The sequence below is a fragment of the Alteromonas antoniana genome, from assembly GCF_019249295.1.
GTDB classification, from domain to species: Bacteria; Pseudomonadota; Gammaproteobacteria; order Enterobacterales; family Alteromonadaceae; genus Alteromonas; species Alteromonas antoniana.
Map to the genome: position 1 here is coordinate 18,817 of NZ_JAESDH010000014.1, position 22,145 is coordinate 40,961.

The following is a 22,145-nucleotide window of genomic DNA, read 5'->3' on the forward strand; positions in this document are numbered from 1 at the left end:
ATGTTGTAAATCTTGACCAAGCGACTAGGCGACCAACCGGTTCGCTAAGACAATCTGACGCTGGACGATAACCTCAGCTCACGCCATTCATGCCAGCGGTATGCGGCATTGCTGAGGCAACCCGTGGAAAGTTTCATGCCGTATGTCGGTGAATGGTGTAAAATAATAAGTCCGTACCTATTCCTATGGCCGGGCGCTGGCACCCAGTAGTCAGACGACATCAACGTCGAAATGGATGGCTATAGGAATAAGTATTGATTGATACCGCCCTGATGCGGTAATAAACCCACAGTCTTTGAGACTCGGAGCGATAAATGAAATTTGTAGATGAAGCTGAAATTCGTGTTGAAGCTGGTGACGGCGGCAACGGCGTAATTGGCTTTAGACGTGAAAAATATGTACCGAAAGGGGGCCCGGACGGCGGCGATGGAGGTGACGGCGGCAGCGTGTATCTGCAGGCTGACGAGAACCTGAATACCCTGATCGATTACCGCTTCGAACGTTTCCACCGTGCTCAGCGTGGTCAGAATGGCCAGGGCAGTGATTGCACGGGGCGTGGGGGTGAAGATCTTACGCTAAGCGTACCTGTCGGTACCCGTGCAACCGACGCAGAAACCGGTGAAGTGTTGGGAGATCTCACTACTCACGGTCAAAAAATGAAAGTGGCTCAGGGCGGCTATCACGGCTTGGGTAACGCACGTTTTAAAAGTAGCACCAACCGTGCCCCACGGATTAAAACCAACGGTACGCCGGGTGAAATCCGTAATTTAAAACTGGAACTGATGCTACTGGCTGACGTGGGGTTGTTAGGTATGCCAAATGCCGGTAAGTCCACGTTTATTCGCTCTGTGTCCGCGGCAAAACCTAAAGTGGCTGACTACCCGTTTACCACGTTAGTTCCGAATCTTGGCGTGGTTCGTCAGGATGCCCAGCGTAGCTTTGTGATTGCAGACATTCCCGGGCTGATTGAAGGTGCCGCAGAAGGTGCCGGACTGGGTATTCAGTTCTTAAAGCATCTGGAACGTTGCCGGGTGCTGTTGCACGTTGTTGATTTACTGCCGATGGATGAAAGCGATCCTGCTGAAAACGCCAAAGCCATCATCAATGAGCTGGAAAAATATAGCCCCAAACTGGCCGCGAAACCTCGCTGGTTAGTGTTTAACAAAGTGGACCTGCTGCTGGAAGAAGAAGTAGAAGAACGTGTTCAGCACGTGACTGAAGCGCTCGGCTGGGAAGGGCCGGTGTATCAGATTTCGGCATTCCAGAAGATGAACCTGGATCCGTTATGTCATGACATCATGAATTTCATCGAAACGCTTCCGGCTGAAAGCACAGAGGATGACGCGTCTGCAACCGATTTCAAATGGGATACCTACCATCAGAATACGCAGGATTCGTTTGAAGACGATGACGATGATGATGACTGGGATGAAGACGATTACGACGTAGAAGTAGAATACCGCAAGTAAGGACGGCCATGAAAATTGCAATGATTGCAGCAATGGCAAAAGGACGGGTGATTGGCGCTGACAATGGCATGCCATGGCACCTTCCGGCTGATTTAAAGCACTTTAAACAGACTACGTTGGGCAAGCCTGTGATTATGGGGCGGAAGACCTACGAGTCGATTGGACGGGCATTGCCAGGCAGAACCAATATCGTTGTGTCTTCGCAATCCGGTTATGCGCTCGAAGATGCCATTGTGGTGAGTAGTCCTGAGGACGCGCTGAATGTCGCTACAACCTCGCCGGATGCTGCTGAAGAAGTGATGGTCATAGGCGGCGGGAAAATATATGAAACCTTCCTGCCGTCTGCGCAAACATTGTACTTAACCTTCATTGAGCTGGATGTAGAGGGCGATACCTGTTTTCCGGATTATGAGGCTCAGGCTTCCTGGAAGGAAACAGAACGGCAGGACAATCAGCCGGATGAGCGCAACCCCCATGCGTATGCGTTTGTGACGCTTGAGCGCGTGCTTTGAAGCGGATAGCAAATCGTTGCTGATATTGTAGAATACAATAAGATGCAGCTAACTGAAGGAGTAGGATATGCAAAGGATTCTGGTTGTGGCCGCCGCCGCGACGTTTTTGAGTGGGTGTTCAGCCTCTACTTATCACCTGACGCAGGCGACAGTAGAAAATGCCGCAGAGCAGCAGCGCATTGATCAAAGCCTGTCTACGATGCATGATCCTATGATGAGCGTACCGGCCCCGCATGAGCCGCGAACTATTCACATGCCAAAGCGCAACCGCACGGGCAAAGACTATCTGTTGATGGGACTGTTTCAGGCGGGGATTGAACTGATGCTTGAAGGAGCGCCTGAGCGCTAAACTAATTTGGTGGTATCGTGTCAGGCCGGTTTGCTATGGCTGACATTATAGCTACGCCTCTCTGGCAGCCACATATCATGCTGCCTTATTCACTTCCCTTGCTGGCGGTTCTTATCAGGTAATGCTCTTTTCAGGTAATACTCTTATCAGGTAATAGCGCAGCACGTTAGCGCCAGATATAAAAATGCCACGCATTGGCGTGGCATTTTTGGTATTACAGGAAACCTCAGCCATTCATTCGGGCAAACAGGTTTTCCAGTGTCAGACCCTGGTGTCCCAGGGTGTCGCGAAGTCGACGCAGTGCCTCTACCTGAATCTGGCGTACACGCTCGCGCGTTAGACCAATTTCAGCACCCACATCTTCCAGTGTAGAGGGTTCGTAACCCATAAGACCAAAGCGTCTTGCCAGCACTTCACGTTGCTTGGGATTAAGATCTTCCAGCCATTTCACAATGTTGGTTTTTATATCTGAATCCTGCAGATTTTCTTCCGGGCCATATTCTTTCTCGTCAGCCAGAATATCCAACAGGGCTTTATCGTTTTCGCCACCTATGGGCGTGTCTACGGAGGTAATACGCTCATTAAGGCGTAACATCCGGGTGACATCTTCCACCGGTTTATCCAGTGCTTCTGCAATTTCTTCTGCCGTGGGCTCGTGGTCCAGCTTTTGTGACAACTCACGCGCGGCGCGCAGATAGACATTCAGTTCTTTCACCACATGAATGGGCAGACGAATGGTTCTGGTCTGGTTCATGATGGCACGTTCAATGGTCTGGCGGATCCACCAGGTAGCATAGGTTGAAAAGCGGAAACCGCGTTCGGGGTCGAATTTTTCCACAGCGCGGATCAGACCCAGGTTACCTTCTTCAATGAGATCAAGTAGTGCCAGACCACGGTTGTTGTAGCGTCGTGCTATTTTCACAACAAGTCTGAGGTTACTGACAATCATTCGTTTACGTGATGCTTCGCAGCCGCGTAGGGCACGTCTGGCAAAGTACACTTCTTCTTCTGCCGTTAGCAGAGGCGAGTAGCCAATTTCTCCCAAATACAATTGGGTGGCATCGAGGTTTTTGGGGAGCTCTTCCTGGGGAAGTACGATATCCTCGTTATCGTCATCCGCATTTTCGTTCAAGGTGGCTTCCGCTTTGACGTTAGCTGACATTTCCATATCATCCAGTTCATCGCGAGACTTCGGTTCGACTACAGCGTTTTTAGTTTGACCCACAACTGCATCTCCTGCTCTGTTTGGTTACCTTTGTACGTTCTCTCCTTTCATTTCTTATTATTATTATTTATTGTTGTTATGGACGTTGCGTTGGCAGATATCGCAGCGGATCTAACGATTTACCGCGATATCTCACTTCAAAATGAAGTTTTACCGAATCTGTACCGCTATTCCCCATGGTCGCAATAAGATCGCCTGCGCTAACCCATTGCTGTTCTTTTACTTTTATTGTGTCGTTGTGTGCATACGCACTTAAGAATGTGTCAGTATGCTTTATTATAATAAGGTTGCCGTATCCTCTCAGGGCATTTCCCGAGTAAACGACTTTTCCATCCGCAGCAGCCACTATATCTGTACCTCTGGCTGACTGGATATCGATTCCTTTATTGCCGGATTCATCCCGGCTAAACGTGGCAATTAACTTGCCTTTGGCTGGCCATACCCACTGGTTCACTTTATCAGGGAACGAATTGGTGGTGCGTTTTTTGACGCTTCCTGACGGCTTTTTGACGCCCTTAAGTGGCTGCCTGTTAACATTTTTTTCACTTTCACCATACGCCTGCTCGTTGGTACGGTCAACCGTATTTGTATAGACTTTAGGCGAGGTCTGACCAGTCGTTTTGGGAGGTGATGTTGGTTCGCGTTTGGCGACTTCCGGCGCTGTTACACGCAGTGACTGGCCCGGGAAGATATTGTAGGGCGGGCGTAAATTGTTATAGCGCGCAATGTCACGATAATCATTTCCCGTGTACCAGGCCACTGCGTAAAGCGTGTCGCCTTTTTTCACTGTGTAGGTGTCGCCCTGAAAACCTTTATCTTCGACAGGTTGGCTGTTCAGCACGACAACAGGGGCTGGCGGGGTAGATCCACAGGAAAACACTGCCAGACAGCAGATGAGAACGGTAAGGGCTCTGGAGGTCGCGTACTGCATGCGCGCTGTTAAAGCCTAGCGTAATATCAGGTAGGCCAGAACGGCGAGTACAACAACGCCCCAGCCAAGAATTTCGACATATTGCCTTAATTTGGCTTCCATCGCTGCGCCTCCCCACCGCATTAACGCTGCCACGAGAAAAAAGCGTGCACCGCGACCCACGGCAGACGCCAGTACGAAAGGCAGGAAAGCCATTTGCAAAAATCCTGCGCTAATGGTGAATACTTTATACGGGATAGGGGAAAACCCGGCTACAAAGACTATCCATACGCCGTAATCGGTAAACCACTGCATCGCTTTATCGAGCTTCGGCTGATAGCCTGCAGATTCGATAACCGGTTGCAGCCACGCTTCAAAGGCAAAGTAACCGAGAAAATAACCGGCAATGCCGCCAATGACCGACATCAGCGTTGTGAGCATGGCAAAGTACCAGGCACGCGTTGGCTGTGACAGTGACATTGGTGCCAGCATTACATCGGGCGGGATAGGAAAAAACATTGATTCAGCGAAGCTAAGACCACCTAAATAGCGACTCGCATGAGGATGCCTCGACCAGCGAATTGCCAGGTCATAGCACGGCTGAAACACTTTCACATTAGCTCTCCTGCTACCAGCGGCACAAATCTGACCGATTCCACGGTATCTGTCCGCAATTCTCCATCCACACGATCAATGCAAAGTAGTGACTGTTGCTCATCGCCGACCGGGATGATCATACGGCCACCTTCTTTCAACTGATCGCACAAATCCTGTGGCAATGAGCTGGCAGCCGCCGTTACGATAATGGCATCGTAAGGCCCTTTGGAAGGCCAGCCCTTCCAGCCATCACCGTGCTTCATTGAAATATTGTGTAAATCCAGCTGGTTCATACGGCGCTTGGCATGAAACTGCAGCGATTTGATACGTTCCACTGAATATACTCGCTGGAACAGCTGCGCCAGTATTGCGGTCTGATACCCAGAGCCGGTGCCAATTTCCAGCACGTTGACTGCCTGATTAGGCGCATCCAGCAGCAGCTCCGTCATCTTAGCAACAATATAAGGTTGCGAAATTGTCTGCCCCTGACCGATGGGCAAAGCCGTATTCTGATACGCCTTGTGTTTTAGCGTATCCGGCAAAAAAATCTCTCGGGGGGTGCCTGCAATTGCGTTCAGCACTTTCTGGTTTTTGACACCTTCCGAATACAGCAGTTCGGCCAGCGCGTCACCTTTTCTAGAGGATCTCATGGTACCTTATTATTATCCTTATTAAACCAATCTTTAGCAGACGGCGAGTTCCTTACTTCGCCATCCAGTCCTTCATATCATCTAAGCTTTGATAAGCCGTCATATCAACACTTAGCGGCGTTACCGAGCAATACCCGTTTGCTACCGCTTCAAAGTCTGTTCCCGGTCCGGCATCCTGTTCTGCCCCGGCCGGGCCATACCAGAATATTTGTCTGCCAAACGGGTCTTTATCTTCCACCATCCCTTCCGCGCGATGTCGGCGACCCTGACGGGTAACCTTAATGCCTTTAAGTTCCTCATATGGCACATCCGGCACATTCACATTAAGGATTTGGTTTGCCGGCAACGGATGCTTTTGCAATTTTTTGATAATCTCCAGCACCACGCGGGCAGCGGTCTCAAAGTGCTCGCCCTTTTTGCTGGTGAGAGAGACGGCAATGGCTGGCAGGCCCATGTAGCGGCCTTCTGTTGCTGCCGCCACCGTGCCTGAATAAATCACATCATCGCCCAGGTTTGCGCCGTGATTGATGCCCGATACTACCAGCTCAGGATCTTCTTTCAAAAACCGGTTTACGCCAAGATGAACGCAGTCGGAAGGTGTGCCATTCACAGAATAAAAACCACTGTCCATTTGCTGAATACGCAACGGCTGGTGCAAAGACAAGGCATTAGACGCGCCGCTGCAGTTTCTGTCCGGCGCGATTACAGTAACATCGTGTTCGCTGGCAATGGTCTGATGTAAAATCGCCAGCCCTTTCGCGAATACGCCATCATCGTTACTCATTAGTATTTTCATGAATCTACCTGACTATACGCTGTTGATTGGAGTGACCATATCGATGCATTCGCGCAACACTGACGTTGCGAAGCAGCCACTGGGAAGACTGAATGATACCGTTAATGTATCACCCTTACCCAACCATTCAAGCTGCTCTGGCCATATTTTTATCGCCCGACGTTCCTGCTCAAACCCGGCCGAGGCAAGAAAGTCAGTGACTCTCGGGTGAGCCTGGGCCACGGCCTGCTCTAATGCCCGCGCCTCATCCCGACTGGGTAAGTTGCCGGCCCCCCACTGTGGGGCTGTGGGTGACAGGTCACCGGTATCATACCGTTGGGGGATGGTGCTATCACTGCCATCATCAACAAAAAAGCTGTTAGAGCCCGTCAGTACCAGCGCATCCCCCGGCAACACCTGATTAAATTGCTGATTTTGCAGTCGTGTTGACACCACTTCATTAAAGAACCAGCTTCGCAATGCTGATAGCGCCATTGAACGTTTATTGCGGTGGCGAATGGTTTCGCCCTGGATCATGCGTTCTGCCAGTACCAGGTTTCCGCCGCGCATCACTTCGCCCTGATCGTTCATACGCATAACGCCGAATCGCTGCTCGCCGTAATAATTAGGCACGCCATGGGTGGCGATTTTCGACAGTGTGTCCTCAACCGCCTCGATGTTGTTTACCTGGCGAAGCTGAATCTGAAAGGCATTGCCCTTTAGCTGACCGGTTTTCAGCTTTTTATTGTGGCGGGTTTGCTTTAACACTTTTACGCCTTCCAGCTTCCAGTCTGAAAAGTCGAAATCCGGCTTGCCCGGCGCATGCAGCCCAAACCACTGTCGGGTGACGGCGTACTTATCTTTTCTGCCGGCATAGGTTACCTGGCGTAAAGGAAGGCCGGTATAACGTGCCAGTTGCTCGGCCAGATAAGCGGTGTTGGTGTTTTCTTTTTCGATAAACACAAACTGGTGTTCACCATCGTCGGTGGGTTCGTAGCCTAAATCCTCAGTTACCTGAAAATCGTCGGCCTGAAACTTGAAAAGCCCCGTGGACACTGGCCGGCCATACAAATATTCCCAGTGCTGTGTGGTTAACTCCATGACGGATCCTTTTGTAGCAATACAACCGCATGGGCGGCGATGCCTTCTTTTCTTCCGGTATAGCCGAGTTTCTCGGTGGTGGTCGCCTTCACATTAATATCATCGACCGGGCAACTGCAGTCAGCAGCGATATTGTCACGCATAGCGTCAATATGGGGGGCCATCTTCGGCGACTGTGCTACAATTGTCATATCGGCATTCACCAGTCTGTAGCCCTTTTTTTCTACCTGTAACATCACGTGCTTGAGTAATTCACGTGAATTGGCACCCGCATAGGCACTGTCAGTATCCGGGAAATGTTCGCCGATGTCGCCAAGGGCAGCTGCTCCTAAAATGGCGTCACACAATGCATGAAGCAATACGTCGCCATCAGAGTGGGCCACCAGGCCCTGCTCGTACTCAATTTCTACGCCGCCGATAATGATGGGACCATCACCACCGAACTTGTGTACATCGAATCCGTGTCCTATTCGCATACCGTGTCCTGATCCTCTTTTGCTAAACGTTCTAAATAAAATCCGGCCAACGGCATATCCGCCGGGCGGGTTATTTTTATGTTGGCAGGGTTGGCATCGATCAATGCGACCTTAAATCCGGCCATTTCCATCGCCGATGCTTCGTCTGTGACGGGGTGCCCCTGAGACAGTGAGCTGGTCACCGCCTCTCTGAGCAGCGCCGCAGGAAACAACTGTGGTGTCAGTGCATGCCATAAATCGTCGCGGCTCTCTGTATGTGAAATAGTGTGCGACTGGCTTACTGCGCGCTTCATGGTGTCTCTTACCGGGGTTGCCAGAATGCCGCCGGCAACGTCGCGCTGATCAATCACGCCAAGCAATTTATCGATATCAGCGTGACTTACGCACGGACGGGCTGCATCGTGCACCATTGCCCAGCAATCATCAGGTAGTTGCTTAAGCGCACTGAGTACCGAGTCGGCACGCTCGTTTCCGCCGTCAACGATCGTCAGCCAGTTGGCTTGGGCAACTGGCAATGTGGGAAAGTATGGATCGCCGGGGCTGAGTGCTACGACAACCCGGTCGATAGCCGGGTGACGAATAAGCGCTTCCAGTGTATGTTCGATAATCGTTTTGCCAGCCAGTGACAGATACTGCTTGGGGCGATCTGCCTGCATGCGGCTGCCAACGCCGGCTGCAGGAACAACCGCGATAATTCGGGGGGATCTTTTCATTAATTGATTTTAGTCATTGTCAGCCGGCAGGATGCGATAGAAGGTTTCCCCTTCTTTGATCAGTCCCAGTTCGTTACGAGCACGCTCTTCAATCGCCTCAAGACCGATTTTTAAGTCGTTGATATCCGCTTGCAGCAATGCATTCCGCTGCGCCAGATTGGCATTCTGAAGAGATTGTTTGTGGACTTCCTGTTCGCGCGCGAGATAGTCCGGGATACTGTTTTTACCTGTCCATAAGCGGTATTGCAGCAAACCCAGCAAGAGCAGTAATACAATGGTAACCCATCTATCTTGCCACACGGCTATCACCTGTCGTTATTTGATTCGGAGTTATCGCCAACAAGGACGAAAGACGAAGCCCATGGCCGCGCCTGAATTGTGACTTATTATGCCGTGCCAGCGCTGTATTGCAAAGGGTAAGGGAAGGGACGGTTAAGGATCCGCTCTTCAAGGGTGGCAGGAAACACGCTATCGCATGCAAATAAAACCTGAAATACATTGGAAATGCATTGTTATTCTCGCTGTCACCGCGTGCTCCGGCGCCCGGGCCGTAAGACAGGGGCCGGGCACTTGTGAAGCACGAGCCTGATTTAGTTACTGTTGCCAAGCTTACCTTTGAGCTTATCCAGCAACTTGTTTTTCTGTTGGTCGACAACGCTGGATAACTGGGCTTTGAGCAATTCATCCAACTGTGCTGTGTCGCCCTGAGCCGCATTTAGCATGGTAGTAATGTCAACAAGCTGGCCGGATGCTGCGTCCTGTTGCTCGGCAACCATGGCATTGAGCTTAGCGTTAAGTTCATCCAGTTTATCCTGTTGCGAGGCAGTCAGTTGCGACAGTGCCATCTGCGCCAGTTGATTATCAAGATCCGAGCTGATGCCAAAATCAGGGTCTGATAGCGTCCCGGATAAATCCATGTCCATCGTCAGGCTGGATAAGCTTTGTAATGCCTTGGCAATGGCGGTGGTAATATCATTGCTACCGGTAGCCTGCATCGCCAGCTCAAGGAGGTTCACGGTACCGTTGCCGGATAACAGGTTGTTTTCTACTGTCATCGAACCGGTTGTCTGCATCAAAGCGCGATTGAGCGTGGCATTCAGCTTTTCATTCTGGCTAAACGGAATATCAGATAAATTCACCCCGGCCAGCGACCATTGCTGGCTGGCATCAACACCGTCATTATCTATCCAGAACTGACCGCTCGACTCAAACTGTTTCAACAACTCACCTGCCGCGGCAATAGTAAATGTGGTCGGCTCGCCAACAATCGGATGGGTATTGGTGATATTTTTCCAGACACTGGTGATAGATTCTTCTTTCCATTTCACTGAGACGTCAGCCTGACGAACAAGAACAGAAGGCAGGTCGCCACTTTCCTGTTGCTCACCTTCCTCACCCTGTAGCAATGGAAGAACGATTTCTACTGCTGACATCAGGTAACCGGTATATTCTGCCGCTTTATCACCAAATACAAACTGGGTTACCTGCTCAAGTGCAGCCTGATCGCCGGCAATGACGCCCTTAAGTAAATCATAATCTTGTTTAGGAGCATTTTTGAGCGCTTCTACACTGCCCGCCAGCGCGGTTTTGGCCTCTTTGGCTTTCTCAGTAAAGTTACCAATAAGCGCTTTATCCTGACGAATTTCTTCTTTCAGTTTATCCAGCGTTTCTTTGGCCTGAAGTAATGCCTGAGGATCTTTGTAATCGGTTTCCTTTAGCTGATTAATCTGAGTTTTGTAATGCTCCAGCCTTTCTTTATCAGGCAGTGACTCGTAATCAGATTTAAGGCCTTCTGAATACTGAGAGTAGGTCTGTTGCGCCTCTTCAATCGCCGCGCTGGTTTTCAGCGGATTACGGGCAAGCAATTCATCCACCGATGGCACGGCTTCTTTTGCTTTAGCTTTAATTTCATCGAACGAAAGTGAATTGGTTGGCTGTCGATAGACTTCGCCCGGCGTTTCCCGCGGCTGATCGAACTGCACCTCAAGTAACTTCAGGTTGTTCACAATCACGCGGTTTGATAGCAGTGGCATGAGCTCTACGTCGGCCTGAGCGGTGCCAATAAGCACCTGATTGCGTTCAGGGTGAACCGCGTCTGTCAGCCCGATGCCATGCATTTCTACTTCAACCGGAAACAGGCTGTGATCGAATTCTGCGATATCGACTTCTGCGCCATAAGACTCTGAAAGCTTTGACTCAAGAATGCTTTTAATAATGGTATTGGCAAAAATCCAATAACCAAGAATAATCAGCACCAGTGCCGCCAGTACAATATAGCGACGACGAAAACCCTTACTGCTCATACCTTCACTCCTTGTAGACCACGCAATCTGTTGATACTGACGCTTATGGGAACTGACGCAATTTATCATGCGGTTATTTACACTCAGGGACGCCAATCTATTCAGGTGGATACCTTTCGCAGGCGATCACTCTTCTACGGTGAGTGTTGTATGACACGAAGCCGGCGCTGGGAACTTGCGAAAGAGACTGCCGTTCAGCGTGTGTCTGATCAGCCTGGTTTCAGCGTTGCCCTGTCAATATGGCCGGAAAGCGAATCCCATAAGAACAGCGATTAGTCTATGATAAAGCCTTGTGCCAGTACAGCGTTACCCTTTTCCGGTATACCACCGGCACAAAAAAACTGATCACTTTTGCGAAAACGCGATAACAATATAAGCCAGAAAATCAGGGGATGCACAGACGTCGGGTGGCCGCGTGTTCCCCCTTATAGTTAACGCTCCAGTTTAAATCCATCCGTGATGGCTTTGAGTGCCTCGCAACTTTTGCGCAGCATTTCACTGGTGCTGGCCAGTTCCTGAGAGGACGCCAGGCTCTGGTCTGCGGAACCGGACAAGTCATTGATCCGCATATTCACCTCTTTCGCCGCTTCAGCCTGTTGTTCGGTGGCAATGGCAATTTCACTGTTCATCGACACAATATCATTCATGAGCGTGTCGGCCTGTTGCAGACTCTGATTCGCATGTGAGGTTTTATCACTGGTTCCGACAGCGGCCTCCTGACTGGTTTTCACTGCGGTAACTGCGGCACTGGCACCACTTTGCAGTTTTTCAATCATAACCTGGATTTCATCTGTGCTCTGCCCGGTGCGGCTGGCCAGTGTGCGCACTTCATCTGCCACCACAGCGAAACCTCTGCCTTGCTCGCCGGCGCGAGCGGCTTCAATGGCAGCGTTCAGTGCAAGCAGATTGGTTTGTTCAGCAATGCCCCTGATCACGTCCAGCACCGAGCCTATACTTTGCGATTGACTGGCCAGCGCATCTACCACACTGTTTACCGATTCAATTTCTGTGCTTAAATCCCGCATATCACTGACTGCGACTTCCACCACCTTGGCAGCTTGCCGTATATGATTCCGGGCTTCTTCTGTAGAGTGATTCGCGGTTTCGGCATGTTGCGAAACGTCCTGTATTTGCGTCGTCATTTGTTCCATCGCAGCGGCAACCTGTAAGGTGTTCTGACTCTGGGATTGTGACTGAGCATTGCTTGCGCTGCTTGCTTTATCTAGCTGATTGGCCTGTTCAGTGACCTGGGAGAGAGTACGGCGCACGGCGATGAGAGACTGGCGCATCTTTTCGGTGTACTCATTAAAGTAGCGGGCCAGTCGCGTCATCTCGTCAGCGCCATCCTCCGGCAAGGCCCGGGTAAGATCGCCTTCGCCTTTCGCGATGTCTTTCATACTTTCCGTGACCTGCTGAACGGGGCGAACTACGCTGCCACCAATCAATGCCACCAAGCCTGCCACAAGCAGGATGCTGGCGATGCTGGCAGCAATAAACAAGTTTCTGAGATTGGCGTATTCGGCGTCAAGACGGGTTAAGTAAATGCCGGAACCGATAGTCCAGCCCCAGGGTTTAAAACTTTTAACATAGGAGATTTTTTCCGTCGGCTCGGTTTCGCCCGGCAGGGGCCAGACGTATTCGACAAATCCTTCCCCCTGTTGTTGCACTACGTCTCTCATTTCAGAGAAAAAGCGCTTCCCGTTGGCATCTTCAAAGTTTCGTAGATCCTGACCGTCTAAGTCCGGTCGCATAGGGTGCATTACCATACTGGGTAAATCGTCCTGTACCCAGAAATAGTTGTTTTCGTCGTAACGAAGCGTGGCGATAGTCTCCAGTGCACGGGCTTTTGCCTCATCCACCGACAACTGGCCGGATGATACACGTTCAGCAAACGCAGCTGCGACGCTGTATGCGGTTTCTACCAGGTGCTGATTTTCATTGAAAGCTTGCTGACGCAACGCGTTATGATGGCGATTAAGCGCTAAAATAGTGAGCAAAGTCAGAATAATTGCCATCAACAGGGTGATGAAAGCGAGTCGCTGAGTCAGGCTGAAACGGCGCAACCAAAGCATGCCATACCTCTCTTTTATTGTTGTTAACTGACACAAAATAGTAATTGCACGTAACTCGCCAAGCTTACGGACGCATCGATGCGCCCTCACCAGTTGTTGGCTTTGCTGTGCACGATATCATCGCCAGCCAGAAACACGTTGCCTCGGCAGGCAATTGATAATGTCAAAACATGTTATCGGCATTGAAGCCCATTACGTTATCGTTCTGCGGCACATTACACTGTAGTGCGCGGCACTTGTTGTTCGAGCAAAATTTAACCAGGTTTGACCACGGCAGCATTGTCGTTAACCTCAGGTTGCGCCCGACGTTAATATATAATGTTGTAACCCGTTGCCTTCGGGCTTTTAACGGACATACCACTTAACAGTGTAGTAAGAATTTTTAAAAAGGCGTTGTTTGCGTTTATTTTCCCTTTTTCAGCGACGAATGCCGGATCAAAAAAACGATCTTTTGCAAAATCTTAAACTGCCCGCAAAAGTTGACACAAAAGGGGTTTGCGGATGTTAGGGGTGTGCTAGTATCCGCGCCGGATCAGCGCTATCGTGATCTTCTGCAGGTACAGGTAGTTATAAAGAGAATCAGACGCAATACGTAAGCGACTTCGACTTTACTTGCTATTTGCCGATATCATCGCCAATGTGGCGGTACTGAAGATTTTTCATACAAAGGTTTTTTGTTTTTCCAGTTTTAATTCATAAGGGTTGCAATGCTCACTAACGACGATCTTTATACAACGACTCCCTTACGCCAGCGCATTCGCGATTATTACAGAATCAGCGAGTCGGTAGCGATTGACCAGATCCTGCCAATTGCAGAGGTCAACCCACGCGCCCGCAGCCGGGCGTGGGAACGCGCCAGAAAGATGGTGTTAAAAATTCGCCGTGACCAGGAAGGTCATGGTGGAGTCGATGCTTTACTACACGAATACTCATTGTCTACCGCCGAAGGTGTGGTGCTGATGTGTCTGGCAGAAGCGCTGCTGCGGGTGCCTGATCAGGAAACCCAGGATGAGCTTATTCGCGATAAGTTGTCTAAAGGACAATGGACGCCGCATCTTGGTAATTCAGAATCTCTTTTCGTGAACGCCTCAGCATGGGGCCTGCTGCTTACCGGTAATATGGTGAACTATGCCGACAAGCGCAAAAAAGAGCAGTTTGGCCTGCTGAAACAGACACTGGGCCGCCTGGGTGAACCGGTTATTCGTCGTGCCATGAATATTGCTATGCGCGTGATGGGCCGTCAGTTTGTCATGGGTGAAACCATTGAAGATGCGGTGAAACGCGCGGAAGAGAAAGAAAAGAAAGGTTACGTCTATTCGTACGACATGCTGGGCGAAGGTGCCCGCACTATGAAAGACGCTGACCGCTATTACGACGCTTATGTAAAAGCGATAAAAGAGATTGGTAAAGCGGCAAAGGGCCGAGGTCCTAAACGGTCACCCGGCATTTCGGTGAAGCTGTCCGCCATTCACCCACGGTTTGAGTTTTTGCAGCGTGAGCGGGCAATGGAAGAAATTCCAAAGCGTCTTAAAGATTTGTGCATGATGGCCAAAGAGTACGATATTGGCCTGACCGTTGATGCCGAGGAAGCTGACCGCCTGGACTTGTCACTGGACATTATCGAAGAAGTATTCTCTGACGAAGATCTGGATGGCTGGACAGGCTTTGGACTGGCAGTTCAGGCGTATCAGAAGCGAGCTATTCACGTTATTGAGTGGTTGCGGGAGTTGACGATCCGTGTCGGCAGAACCATGATGGTTCGCCTGGTAAAAGGTGCTTACTGGGATACAGAAATAAAGCTGACGCAACAGGCGGGGCTTGAAGAGTTTCCGGTATTTACCCGTAAATCATCCACCGATGTGTCCTATCACGCGTGTGCCAACCGTCTGCTGGACTATCGCGACACGATTTATCCGCAGTTTGCTACGCACAATGCCTACAGTGCATCAGTGATTATTGAGCTTGCCGGTGACGACAAAGAAGGGTTCGAGTTCCAGTGTCTGCACGGGATGGGCGATACCTTGTATGATCAGGTCGTAACCGAAGACAAAATTCAGTGCCGCGTGTATGCGCCGGTAGGTGAGCACGAAGATTTGCTGGCCTACCTGGTTCGTCGTCTGCTGGAAAACGGTGCAAACTCCTCTTTTGTTAACGCGATTGTGGATGATGAAAAGCCGGTTGAGTCGCTGCTTGAAGATCCGGTTGAAAAGACCCAGCGTCTGAAAGTGCGTTATAACAAGCTAATCAAAACACCGCGCGGATTATACGCGCCGGAGCGGGACAACTCTCGCGGTCTTGATCTTACTGATGTTAACGCGGTCCATGCTCTGCAACATGAATTGTCACGCTGGAAAGACTTTTATCGGGTAGATGAAAGTGAAATACCTGAAGGTGGCACGGCCGTGAGAAGCCCGTCAAATCACAGCGATATTGTGGGTTACCACGTTTATACCACACAGGATGAAATGCTGGCATCGCTTGATAAGGTCAGCGATGGCTTCCAGGCATGGTCTAAACGACCGGTAGAAGAGCGTGCTGAAATTCTTAACCGCACTGCCGATGCACTGGAGCGTCATATGGCTGAGCTCATCGCCATCTGTGTGCGCGAGGCCGGTAAAGTGGCGCAGGACAGCATTGATGAAGTGCGCGAAGCCGTAGACTTCTGTCGCTATTATGCGGTGCGCGGACAAGAGCTTGCAGAAGATCAGCGCTTATTGCCTCGTGGCGTCACGCTGTGTATCAGCCCGTGGAACTTCCCGCTGGCCATCTTTATGGGACAGGTCGCAGCAGCGCTGGTTACAGGGAATACTGTGCTGGCAAAACCGGCTGAGCAAACCAGTATCATTGCCAAGCGTGCTATCGATATTATGCACTCAGTAGGTCTGCCGGAAGACGCACTGCAACTTATTATCTCTCCCGGGAAAGGTGTTGGCGAAACGCTTTTGCCTGATGAGCGCATCAAAGCCGTTATGTTTACCGGCTCAACGCAGACCGGCACACTGATCTCGCAAACACTGGCCAACCGTGGGGGCGAGCAGGTGCCGTTGATTGCCGAAACCGGCGGTCAGAACTGCATGATTGTCGATTCAACCGCATTGCCTGAGCAGGTGGTGGATGATGTTGTTCACTCTGGTTTCCAGAGCGCGGGTCAACGTTGTTCTGCACTTCGTGTGTTGTTTGTGCAGGATGAAATAGCCGATAAGCTTACCGAGATGTTAATTGGTGCAATGAAAGAGCTGAAAGTGGGCGATCCCGCTTACCTCTTCACTGACATTGGCCCGGTCATCGATGGTAAAGCGCATAAGTCACTGACGGACCATGAAAAGTACATGGAAGACAAAGGCAAGTTGCTGTATCGCGCAGCGCTGCCGGAAGTGGCCGAAGAAGGTACATACTTCCCGCCAACGCTTTACGAGATTGATAACATCAATGTGTTGGAGAAAGAAGTGTTTGGACCGGTTGTACATATCGTGCGCTTTAAGTCCAAGCAACTGGAAGATGTACTGAATCAAATTAACGGTACAGGGTACGGTCTGACGATGGGTGTGCATTCACGCATTGAAGAGCGCGGTCACGAGCTGGCAGCGAAAAGCCGTGCGGGTAACGTCTATATCAACCGCAATATGATTGGTGCGATTGTTGGCGTGCAACCGTTTGGCGGACGCGGCCTGTCTGGTACCGGACCGAAAGCGGGTGGCCCGAACTACCTGACGCGTCTGATGATGGAGCGTGCAACGCCGAAGCCGTCAAAAGTAGAAGATGTCGATGCAGAAGATGCTGCGCTGATTGGTGACGAGAAAGTATCCGGCGAAGCTGCGTCCATTATGGAAAAAGCCATGAAGGTCGAGGCCGAGTGGCGGCATAAAGCGCTTAACGATCGCATCTCAATGGTGCGTCAGCTGCTGGCAAAAATTGCCAAAGTCGACATTGTCGAAGAGCTTGCCGATGACCTTAACCGGACACTGGCGACGTCTCGACAGCAACTGACCTCGATTGAGCGCCGGCTGGCAAAACCAACGGAACTGCCAGGCCCAACAGGTGAGTCTAACAAGCTTTACCTTGAACCTCGCGGTGCGCTGGTATGTTTCGCCGATAAAGACGTTACGTTTGAATACTGGACGTTGTCGATAGTGACTGCACTGGCTACCGGTAACGTTGTGGTTTCTGTGGTTTCAGAAGAGTTTTACGAAGAAGCCCTGCAGTTCCAGCAGAACTTCGAATCCACCGGTGCGCCGAAAGGTGTGTTCCAGGTTGCCAAGCTGTCGCACTTTGATGCGTTACTGATGGATAAAAATCTGGCCGGTGTGGTTGTGGATTCCAGTACGGAACGTACTGCCCGTATTACGGCGATGCTGTCATCACGCGAAGGTGCGATTTTACCGGTTATTACTACCGAGTATAACGACAAGCTGATACAGCGACTGATGACAGAAAAAACCATCAGTATTGATACTACGGCATCAGGCGGTAACACATCGCTGATGACGCTGGTGGAAGATGACGAGTAACTCACCGTAGGGGCGCTGTGTCGCATGACGACGCAGCACCAGTGATTCTCGATACAACGCCCTGCTTAACCGCGGGGCTTTTTTATGCGAATAGTTAAAGAATACAATGTTGGTAAAAGCGCACTGCTTGCTATCGTTATGGCCAGCCCTAGTGTCAGGTGGTTGCTTCATTGAAGGCGGTATTAAGGCGGTATTAATGCGCTGCATCGCAGGAGTCACTAAACCGTTGGCCCAGGGTTTTGCTGATTTAGTGATAGCCCGGTGCACTTAGCGCCGCTGCCTGTTGCCGGTTGTCTGACATAAAAAAGCCAGCAATATTGCTGGCTGAATAATCTTGTACGGCAGAGTAGCGCGGTTACATCCACTGATCGCTGCGTTTACGCTTCTTAGGCAGATACGTAAGAATCACTCCCAGTAAGATACCGGCACCGGCGACCAGGCCACCGCGGGTGAACCAGCGAACCAGTTCATCCTGATCTGCCCGTTCAATTTTTGCTGATAAGGCCGTTACCTCACGAGCTTGCTCTTCAGTTTGCTGTGTGAGTTGGGCCACGGTCTGACGTGCCTCACTCAGCTGTTGTCGAAGCTGGGTATTTTCATTTCGTACGGCTTGCAGGCTTGTCTGACTGTCAGCCAGCTGTTCGCTTAGCAAGGGAAGCTGTTCTGCCATTGAAATGGTGTTGCTGACATACCGGGTCTCTACCCAGCCGGTTCTGCCTTCATCATCTTTTACCTGACTGAACTCTTCTTCCCGGTTGGTATCGAGAAGAGTAATGGGAGTGCCGGCTTCAATGGAGCCTAAAATGCGGTAATTACGTCCGGGACCGGCATGCAAGAAGACGAAAAGATCATCCCGGATGTAGTGTGAAGAGGACGCCTCGATATCTGCCGTATCCTGCAAGCCGAAGCTTTGGAAGGACACTGCGATGAGTGCGACCGATAACCACCTGCGAATCATATTCATTCCATACGCTGATAAAAAACATAAGAGATGGTATGGCTTGCATCGGGTAAAGGCAAGTCCGGGTTGTTGCGCTGCGCATGGAAGCATAGAAAATTTGCGGAACATCGTCCGTATTTTAGGGCGACGAAAACAATCGTAACGCATTGCAGGCCAGTTTTTCTCTTTCAAACTGACACAGTCACTTACCCTCGGTTAAATCCTGTCCAGTGGCGTTCTCTGACAGTGAGAGGTCGTTGCACAAAGCGGTGGACGGGGGTAAGGTGTGGACAACTCCCTTTATTTACATATTTCATGGCTGAAATTGAATTAAAATTTGTCACTCGCCAGAGTGTTTTAGCGCCATTCATGGAGAAAGTCATTCCGGCACTGCAGCAGCAGGGGATGGGCGTTTCCAAAGCGACGGAAATGCGCTTACAGAATGATTATTACGATACCCAGGAACATGAGTTTCAGGCGCGCAAGATGGGCTTTCGCGTGCGGGGTAACAATGGCGAGTTTGAGCAAACTCTGAAAACCCACGGAAAAGTGAGTGGCGGGTTGCATGAGCGCGCCGAGCACAACGTTGCGTTGTCAAAAGATGAACCCGATCTGACACTGTTCGACGCGTCTGTCTGGCCGCAGGATTTAAATATCAAACAACTTGCCGGGCGTCTTGAACGTCAGTTCAGCACCCATTTCACGCGGACGGCGTTCGATATCCAGGTTGAAAACACCGTTATTGAGCTGGTGCTTGATGAGGGGGAAGTGACCACAGGCAAAGCACAGTCTCCTATTCACGAAATTGAACTGGAGTTGAAGTCCGGTGATGTAGGGATGGTCTTTACCATTGCCCGCATTATCAACGAGGTGCTACCGGTTCGCTTAAGCGATGTTTCAAAAGCGGCCCAGGGCTATCAGTTATTGCATGGTATTCAGGCTCAGGTGACATCATTGCCTGCGTTTTTACCACTGGACAGAAACTGCAGTACAGAAGAAGCGTTCGCCACTGCGATGCGCTGTGCGCTGGCGCACTGGCAGCGTCACGAACACCTGTTTATGGAAACAGGCTCAATTAAGATGCTGGCCGAAGTGGCCAAGAGCCTGCGTCTGATGCTGCAAAGCGTATCGCTGTATCTGCCGGTATTGCAGTGCCCGGCAATGCTGTCACTGCATAAACAGTTACTGAATTATGCACAGGAATGGTTGTGGCAGGACGATTTACAAAGCCTGCGGTATTTATTGTCGAAAAAGAGCCTGTTCAATAAAAACCTGGCACGCCACCCCTCATTGTTAAGTTACCTGCAAGGACGAAAAGCCGGATTACTACAGGCCCATAACCCTGAAAATCTGTTTTTCGAAACCACTGCCACATCGGCGAAGTTGTCGGCTTCTGCCATTCTGCATAACCGGCCCTGGCGGAAAGAAGCTAAAGGATATGACATGCCGGTTATGGAACACGCCAAGGGGTGGTTGTCACAGGGGTGGCAAACGGTACAACAGAGTATGCCGGTTAATCGTGACATGGCGGCGGCGAACTACACGGCAATCGAGATTTTGTTGCGCCAGACACTGTGGAACGGCTTTTTGCTCGCCGATTTATTCGTAGAAGAACAGGGAACCTTTCGGGCACCGTGGCTTGATCTGCTGACCGGTATTGATGAGCTTCGCGCGCTGCTGATGCTCAGACACACGCTTAAAGAAGCCGAGCCGGAAGCAGAGGATGAGCTGGAGGCGTGGGTTGATGAAAAGACCCAAAGTTTGCTGAAAGTGATGGAACGGACGCGACAGGTTGCAATGCGTGGCGACGTTTACTGGTAAACATTAACCGCAACTATTTAAGGCGCAAGATGACTTCGTTGTCGTTGATATATACTTACTCACTAATGGCGTCGTCTGCCTTCTGGGGCGTGTTGGTGATCAAGTTCTGGGCCACGCATGAAAAGCTGCCGGGCAGAAACTGGATATTGATTGCACTGTTGCTCTGGCCCTTTCTCATTCTTGATGAGTGGCTTAAGTACACAGAATCTTTCGGTATGGCCTGGGCGCTCGGAGCGTCTGACTTTGTTGCCCCAGTGCTGCTTGCCTGTTGCTATCGGGCAACCAAGCTGCTGGTTGTTGATAAACCGACATATCGTCGCCGCCTCTGGGCACCGGTGCTGGCAATTGCCTTGCTGCAGTCAACCCTGGTCTTTATTCCTGTTGCGCTTCGCCAGACCTGGTTCGACGGTTCGCCCACCGGCGCGCCGCTCACGTGGTGGCCGGTGTATTCGGTAAATCTGCTGGCCGGCTTTTCCGTTCTGCTTTATAGCATTCTCATCGCTGAGCTTATTCAGCATTATCACCGCTATCTGGCAGAGCAGGTTGTAGACACCGCGCAATATCGTATCCGACGAATGGCTGGAGTTGCCGGGACCACTGTTGGTATGAGTTTCGTCAGTATTCTCCTGGTCACTGCCGCGGCGTTTGGCTTCTTCCCGGTAGCGTTCTGGCAATCGCTGCTGCATATGTTGATGGCGTTGGTAACCTTATTGTTGCTGGCTGGGCTGACAACGCCAAGAAAAACGTCTCCCAGCCCGCTGGATTACGAAAGACTGGAAGCCTGCAGCGCTCAGCAACAGGAAATGCGTGAAACCCTGCAACGGGCAGAGCAGGTTATTATCGATAAAAAGCTCTACAAAAAGCTGGGCCTGACGTTGAAGCAGTTTTGTGTCTACGCAGAGACGGATCCTACGTTACTGGCCATATCACTGCGATTGCTCAGACAAAAAACCTTCAGAGTGTGGGTATTCAGCTACCGTCTGGAGTATGCAAAAAACATATTGCTGCGCACTGACACCAGCATTTCTGCTGTGTCAAAGCGTTTGGGGATCCCCTCCGGTACGGTGCTTAGCGACGCGCTGGTTAAATATGCAAAAGACAATCAGACAGGGACGAAAACCGCCTGATTAGCGCTCTTTTGCCTGTTTTTGTAACCTTCCGCTGGCATTACTATCGCCGATCTGCCGTTGACTATCAGGCGCACAATGCGGCGTACTTCTCTGCCAGTTGGTCCAGTGACTCTCTGCGTTTTGGGTCAGGCACAATACACTCTACCGGACATACGCCTACACAGCTTGGCGAGTCGTAATGGCCGATACACTCAGTGCACCGATCGGGGTTGATTTCATAAACGTCATTACCGGCAAAAATGGCGGTATTCGGACACTCATCAACACATAAATCGCAGTTGATGCATTCATCAGTAATGGTTAACGCCATGGCTTCGCTCCTGTGATAAGGATGGTTTGCAGATATCACAGGCAATGTTAAGAGCACAGGTTTATGCTGGCAAAGTGAATATGGATAAGTCTTGATTCAGGTCAACAAGGAATATTCATCAGGCTTCTGAACACCCGCTGCAGTCTGAAACAAGCCGACTAGGCGTTGTGTTTAAGGGCATATCACTACAGTTTGATATAAGGTGCCGGAGGGCAAAAAGAGAAGATGATAAACCGGGTATTGGTGCTAACAGGCATGTATGTCGTGGCAACTATAGGGCGCAC

The 22,145-nt window shown here is 50.6% G+C and carries 20 protein-coding genes; 7 read left to right on the forward strand and 13 right to left on the reverse strand.

Annotation, left to right across the window (positions count from 1 at the left end):
- Nucleotides 1-314 precede the first annotated feature (314 nt).
- The 3 genes from cgtA (at nucleotide 315) to JKP77_RS12655 (ending at nucleotide 2,330) form a co-directional block, all read left to right on the forward strand.
- Entirely contained in the window at nucleotides 315-1,469 is a 1,155-nt protein-coding gene (cgtA, locus tag JKP77_RS12645) for an Obg family GTPase CgtA (RefSeq protein ID WP_218311599.1), read from the forward strand.
- Nucleotides 1,470-1,477: 8 nt separating this feature from the next.
- Nucleotides 1,478-1,981 carry a type 3 dihydrofolate reductase gene (folA, locus tag JKP77_RS12650; protein WP_246601199.1) on the forward strand — a complete coding sequence of 168 codons (504 nt, stop codon included), beginning with the start codon at nucleotides 1,478-1,480 and terminating at the stop codon, nucleotides 1,979-1,981.
- 67 nt (nucleotides 1,982-2,048) lie between these two features.
- Nucleotides 2,049-2,330: a hypothetical protein gene (locus JKP77_RS12655; protein WP_218311600.1), complete on the forward strand. Its 282-nt coding sequence runs from the start codon at nucleotides 2,049-2,051 to the stop codon at nucleotides 2,328-2,330.
- Nucleotides 2,331-2,556: 226 nt separating this feature from the next.
- Here the strand turns inward: JKP77_RS12655 and rpoS are convergent, their stop codons facing one another.
- The 10 genes from rpoS to JKP77_RS12705 form a co-directional block, all read right to left on the reverse strand.
- Nucleotides 2,557-3,555 carry an RNA polymerase sigma factor RpoS gene (gene rpoS / locus JKP77_RS12660; RefSeq protein ID WP_218311601.1) on the reverse strand — a complete coding sequence of 333 codons (999 nt, stop codon included), beginning with the start codon at nucleotides 3,553-3,555 and terminating at the stop codon, nucleotides 2,557-2,559.
- A 76-nt stretch (nucleotides 3,556-3,631) separates the two neighbouring features.
- A complete protein-coding gene (locus JKP77_RS12665; protein ID WP_218311602.1) occupies nucleotides 3,632-4,486 on the reverse strand; it encodes a peptidoglycan DD-metalloendopeptidase family protein in 855 nt (284 codons plus the stop codon).
- A gap of 15 nt (nucleotides 4,487-4,501) precedes the next feature.
- Nucleotides 4,502-5,080: a YqaA family protein gene (locus JKP77_RS12670; protein ID WP_218311603.1), complete on the reverse strand. Its 579-nt coding sequence runs from the start codon at nucleotides 5,078-5,080 to the stop codon at nucleotides 4,502-4,504.
- The gene (locus tag JKP77_RS12675) at nucleotides 5,077-5,712 is read right to left on the reverse strand and encodes a protein-L-isoaspartate(D-aspartate) O-methyltransferase (RefSeq protein ID WP_218311604.1); all 636 of its coding nucleotides are present in this window, start codon (nucleotides 5,710-5,712) and stop codon (nucleotides 5,077-5,079) included. Before JKP77_RS12675 ends, JKP77_RS12670 begins: the two co-directional genes overlap by 4 nt.
- Nucleotides 5,713-5,764: 52 nt before the next feature.
- The gene (gene surE, locus JKP77_RS12680) at nucleotides 5,765-6,508 is read right to left on the reverse strand and encodes a 5'/3'-nucleotidase SurE (RefSeq protein WP_218311605.1); all 744 of its coding nucleotides are present in this window, start codon (nucleotides 6,506-6,508) and stop codon (nucleotides 5,765-5,767) included.
- 12 nt (nucleotides 6,509-6,520) lie between these two features.
- Nucleotides 6,521-7,588, reverse strand: coding sequence for a tRNA pseudouridine(13) synthase TruD (gene truD, locus JKP77_RS12685; RefSeq protein WP_218311606.1), 1,068 nt, complete (start codon nucleotides 7,586-7,588; stop codon nucleotides 6,521-6,523).
- Nucleotides 7,579-8,064, reverse strand: a complete 486-nt coding sequence (gene ispF / locus JKP77_RS12690) for a 2-C-methyl-D-erythritol 2,4-cyclodiphosphate synthase (RefSeq protein ID WP_218311607.1) — start codon at nucleotides 8,062-8,064, stop codon at nucleotides 7,579-7,581. The genes truD and ispF overlap by 10 nt, the downstream gene beginning before the upstream one ends.
- Nucleotides 8,055-8,777: a 2-C-methyl-D-erythritol 4-phosphate cytidylyltransferase gene (gene ispD / locus JKP77_RS12695; RefSeq protein WP_218311608.1), complete on the reverse strand. Its 723-nt coding sequence runs from the start codon at nucleotides 8,775-8,777 to the stop codon at nucleotides 8,055-8,057. The genes ispF and ispD overlap by 10 nt, the downstream gene beginning before the upstream one ends.
- Nucleotides 8,778-8,786: 9 nt before the next feature.
- Nucleotides 8,787-9,077 (reverse strand): cell division protein FtsB, encoded by a 291-nt coding sequence (gene ftsB / locus JKP77_RS12700; protein WP_218311609.1) that lies wholly within the window; start codon nucleotides 9,075-9,077, stop codon nucleotides 8,787-8,789.
- 290 nt (nucleotides 9,078-9,367) lie between these two features.
- Nucleotides 9,368-11,080 (reverse strand): TIGR03545 family protein, encoded by a 1,713-nt coding sequence (locus JKP77_RS12705; protein ID WP_218311610.1) that lies wholly within the window; start codon nucleotides 11,078-11,080, stop codon nucleotides 9,368-9,370.
- A gap of 150 nt (nucleotides 11,081-11,230) precedes the next feature.
- Between JKP77_RS12705 and JKP77_RS22575 the strand changes: the two genes are divergently transcribed.
- Complete coding sequence (locus JKP77_RS22575; protein WP_274608667.1) at nucleotides 11,231-11,356, forward strand: hypothetical protein; 126 nt, start codon at nucleotides 11,231-11,233, stop codon at nucleotides 11,354-11,356.
- 155 nt (nucleotides 11,357-11,511) lie between these two features.
- On the opposite strand, the gene JKP77_RS12710 is transcribed toward JKP77_RS22575, so the two are convergent.
- Nucleotides 11,512-13,152, reverse strand: coding sequence for a methyl-accepting chemotaxis protein (locus JKP77_RS12710; RefSeq protein WP_218311611.1), 1,641 nt, complete (start codon nucleotides 13,150-13,152; stop codon nucleotides 11,512-11,514).
- A gap of 707 nt (nucleotides 13,153-13,859) precedes the next feature.
- On the opposite strand from JKP77_RS12710, the gene putA reads away from it, so the two are divergent.
- Nucleotides 13,860-17,660 carry a bifunctional proline dehydrogenase/L-glutamate gamma-semialdehyde dehydrogenase PutA gene (putA, locus tag JKP77_RS12715; RefSeq protein WP_218311612.1) on the forward strand — a complete coding sequence of 1,267 codons (3,801 nt, stop codon included), beginning with the start codon at nucleotides 13,860-13,862 and terminating at the stop codon, nucleotides 17,658-17,660.
- 355 nt (nucleotides 17,661-18,015) lie between these two features.
- On the opposite strand, the gene JKP77_RS12720 is transcribed toward putA, so the two are convergent.
- Nucleotides 18,016-18,618, reverse strand: a complete 603-nt coding sequence (locus JKP77_RS12720; protein WP_218311613.1) for a TIGR04211 family SH3 domain-containing protein — start codon at nucleotides 18,616-18,618, stop codon at nucleotides 18,016-18,018.
- 297 nt (nucleotides 18,619-18,915) lie between these two features.
- On the opposite strand from JKP77_RS12720, the gene JKP77_RS12725 reads away from it, so the two are divergent.
- Nucleotides 18,916-20,421, forward strand: coding sequence for a CYTH domain-containing protein (locus JKP77_RS12725; protein WP_218311614.1), 1,506 nt, complete (start codon nucleotides 18,916-18,918; stop codon nucleotides 20,419-20,421).
- A gap of 29 nt (nucleotides 20,422-20,450) precedes the next feature.
- Nucleotides 20,451-21,548: a helix-turn-helix domain-containing protein gene (locus tag JKP77_RS12730; protein ID WP_218311615.1), complete on the forward strand. Its 1,098-nt coding sequence runs from the start codon at nucleotides 20,451-20,453 to the stop codon at nucleotides 21,546-21,548.
- A gap of 67 nt (nucleotides 21,549-21,615) precedes the next feature.
- Here the strand turns inward: JKP77_RS12730 and JKP77_RS12735 are convergent, their stop codons facing one another.
- Nucleotides 21,616-21,861, reverse strand: coding sequence for a YfhL family 4Fe-4S dicluster ferredoxin (locus tag JKP77_RS12735; protein ID WP_218311616.1), 246 nt, complete (start codon nucleotides 21,859-21,861; stop codon nucleotides 21,616-21,618).
- Between the last annotated feature and the right edge of the window lie 284 nt (nucleotides 21,862-22,145).

Bases quoted from the DNA above. Each gene is read 5' to 3' on its own strand.
- folA (WP_246601199.1), top strand. From the start codon at position 1,478: ATGAAAATTGCAATGATTGCAGCAATGGCAAAAGGACGGGTGATTGGC.
- JKP77_RS22575 (WP_274608667.1), top strand. From the start codon at position 11,231: ATGACACGAAGCCGGCGCTGGGAACTTGCGAAAGAGACTGCCGTTCAG.
- cgtA (WP_218311599.1), top strand. From the start codon at position 315: ATGAAATTTGTAGATGAAGCTGAAATTCGTGTTGAAGCTGGTGACGGC.
- JKP77_RS12730 (WP_218311615.1), top strand. From the start codon at position 20,451: ATGACTTCGTTGTCGTTGATATATACTTACTCACTAATGGCGTCGTCT.
- putA (WP_218311612.1), top strand. From the start codon at position 13,860: ATGCTCACTAACGACGATCTTTATACAACGACTCCCTTACGCCAGCGC.
- JKP77_RS12720 (WP_218311613.1), bottom strand. From the start codon at position 18,618: ATGATTCGCAGGTGGTTATCGGTCGCACTCATCGCAGTGTCCTTCCAA.
- surE (WP_218311605.1), bottom strand. From the start codon at position 6,508: ATGAAAATACTAATGAGTAACGATGATGGCGTATTCGCGAAAGGGCTG.
- JKP77_RS12735 (WP_218311616.1), bottom strand. From the start codon at position 21,861: ATGGCGTTAACCATTACTGATGAATGCATCAACTGCGATTTATGTGTT.
- truD (WP_218311606.1), bottom strand. From the start codon at position 7,588: ATGGAGTTAACCACACAGCACTGGGAATATTTGTATGGCCGGCCAGTG.
- ispD (WP_218311608.1), bottom strand. From the start codon at position 8,777: ATGAAAAGATCCCCCCGAATTATCGCGGTTGTTCCTGCAGCCGGCGTT.
- JKP77_RS12725 (WP_218311614.1), top strand. From the start codon at position 18,916: ATGGCTGAAATTGAATTAAAATTTGTCACTCGCCAGAGTGTTTTAGCG.
- ispF (WP_218311607.1), bottom strand. From the start codon at position 8,064: ATGCGAATAGGACACGGATTCGATGTACACAAGTTCGGTGGTGATGGT.
- JKP77_RS12655 (WP_218311600.1), top strand. From the start codon at position 2,049: ATGCAAAGGATTCTGGTTGTGGCCGCCGCCGCGACGTTTTTGAGTGGG.
- JKP77_RS12705 (WP_218311610.1), bottom strand. From the start codon at position 11,080: ATGAGCAGTAAGGGTTTTCGTCGTCGCTATATTGTACTGGCGGCACTG.
- JKP77_RS12710 (WP_218311611.1), bottom strand. From the start codon at position 13,152: ATGCTTTGGTTGCGCCGTTTCAGCCTGACTCAGCGACTCGCTTTCATC.
- JKP77_RS12675 (WP_218311604.1), bottom strand. From the start codon at position 5,712: ATGAGATCCTCTAGAAAAGGTGACGCGCTGGCCGAACTGCTGTATTCG.
- JKP77_RS12665 (WP_218311602.1), bottom strand. From the start codon at position 4,486: ATGCAGTACGCGACCTCCAGAGCCCTTACCGTTCTCATCTGCTGTCTG.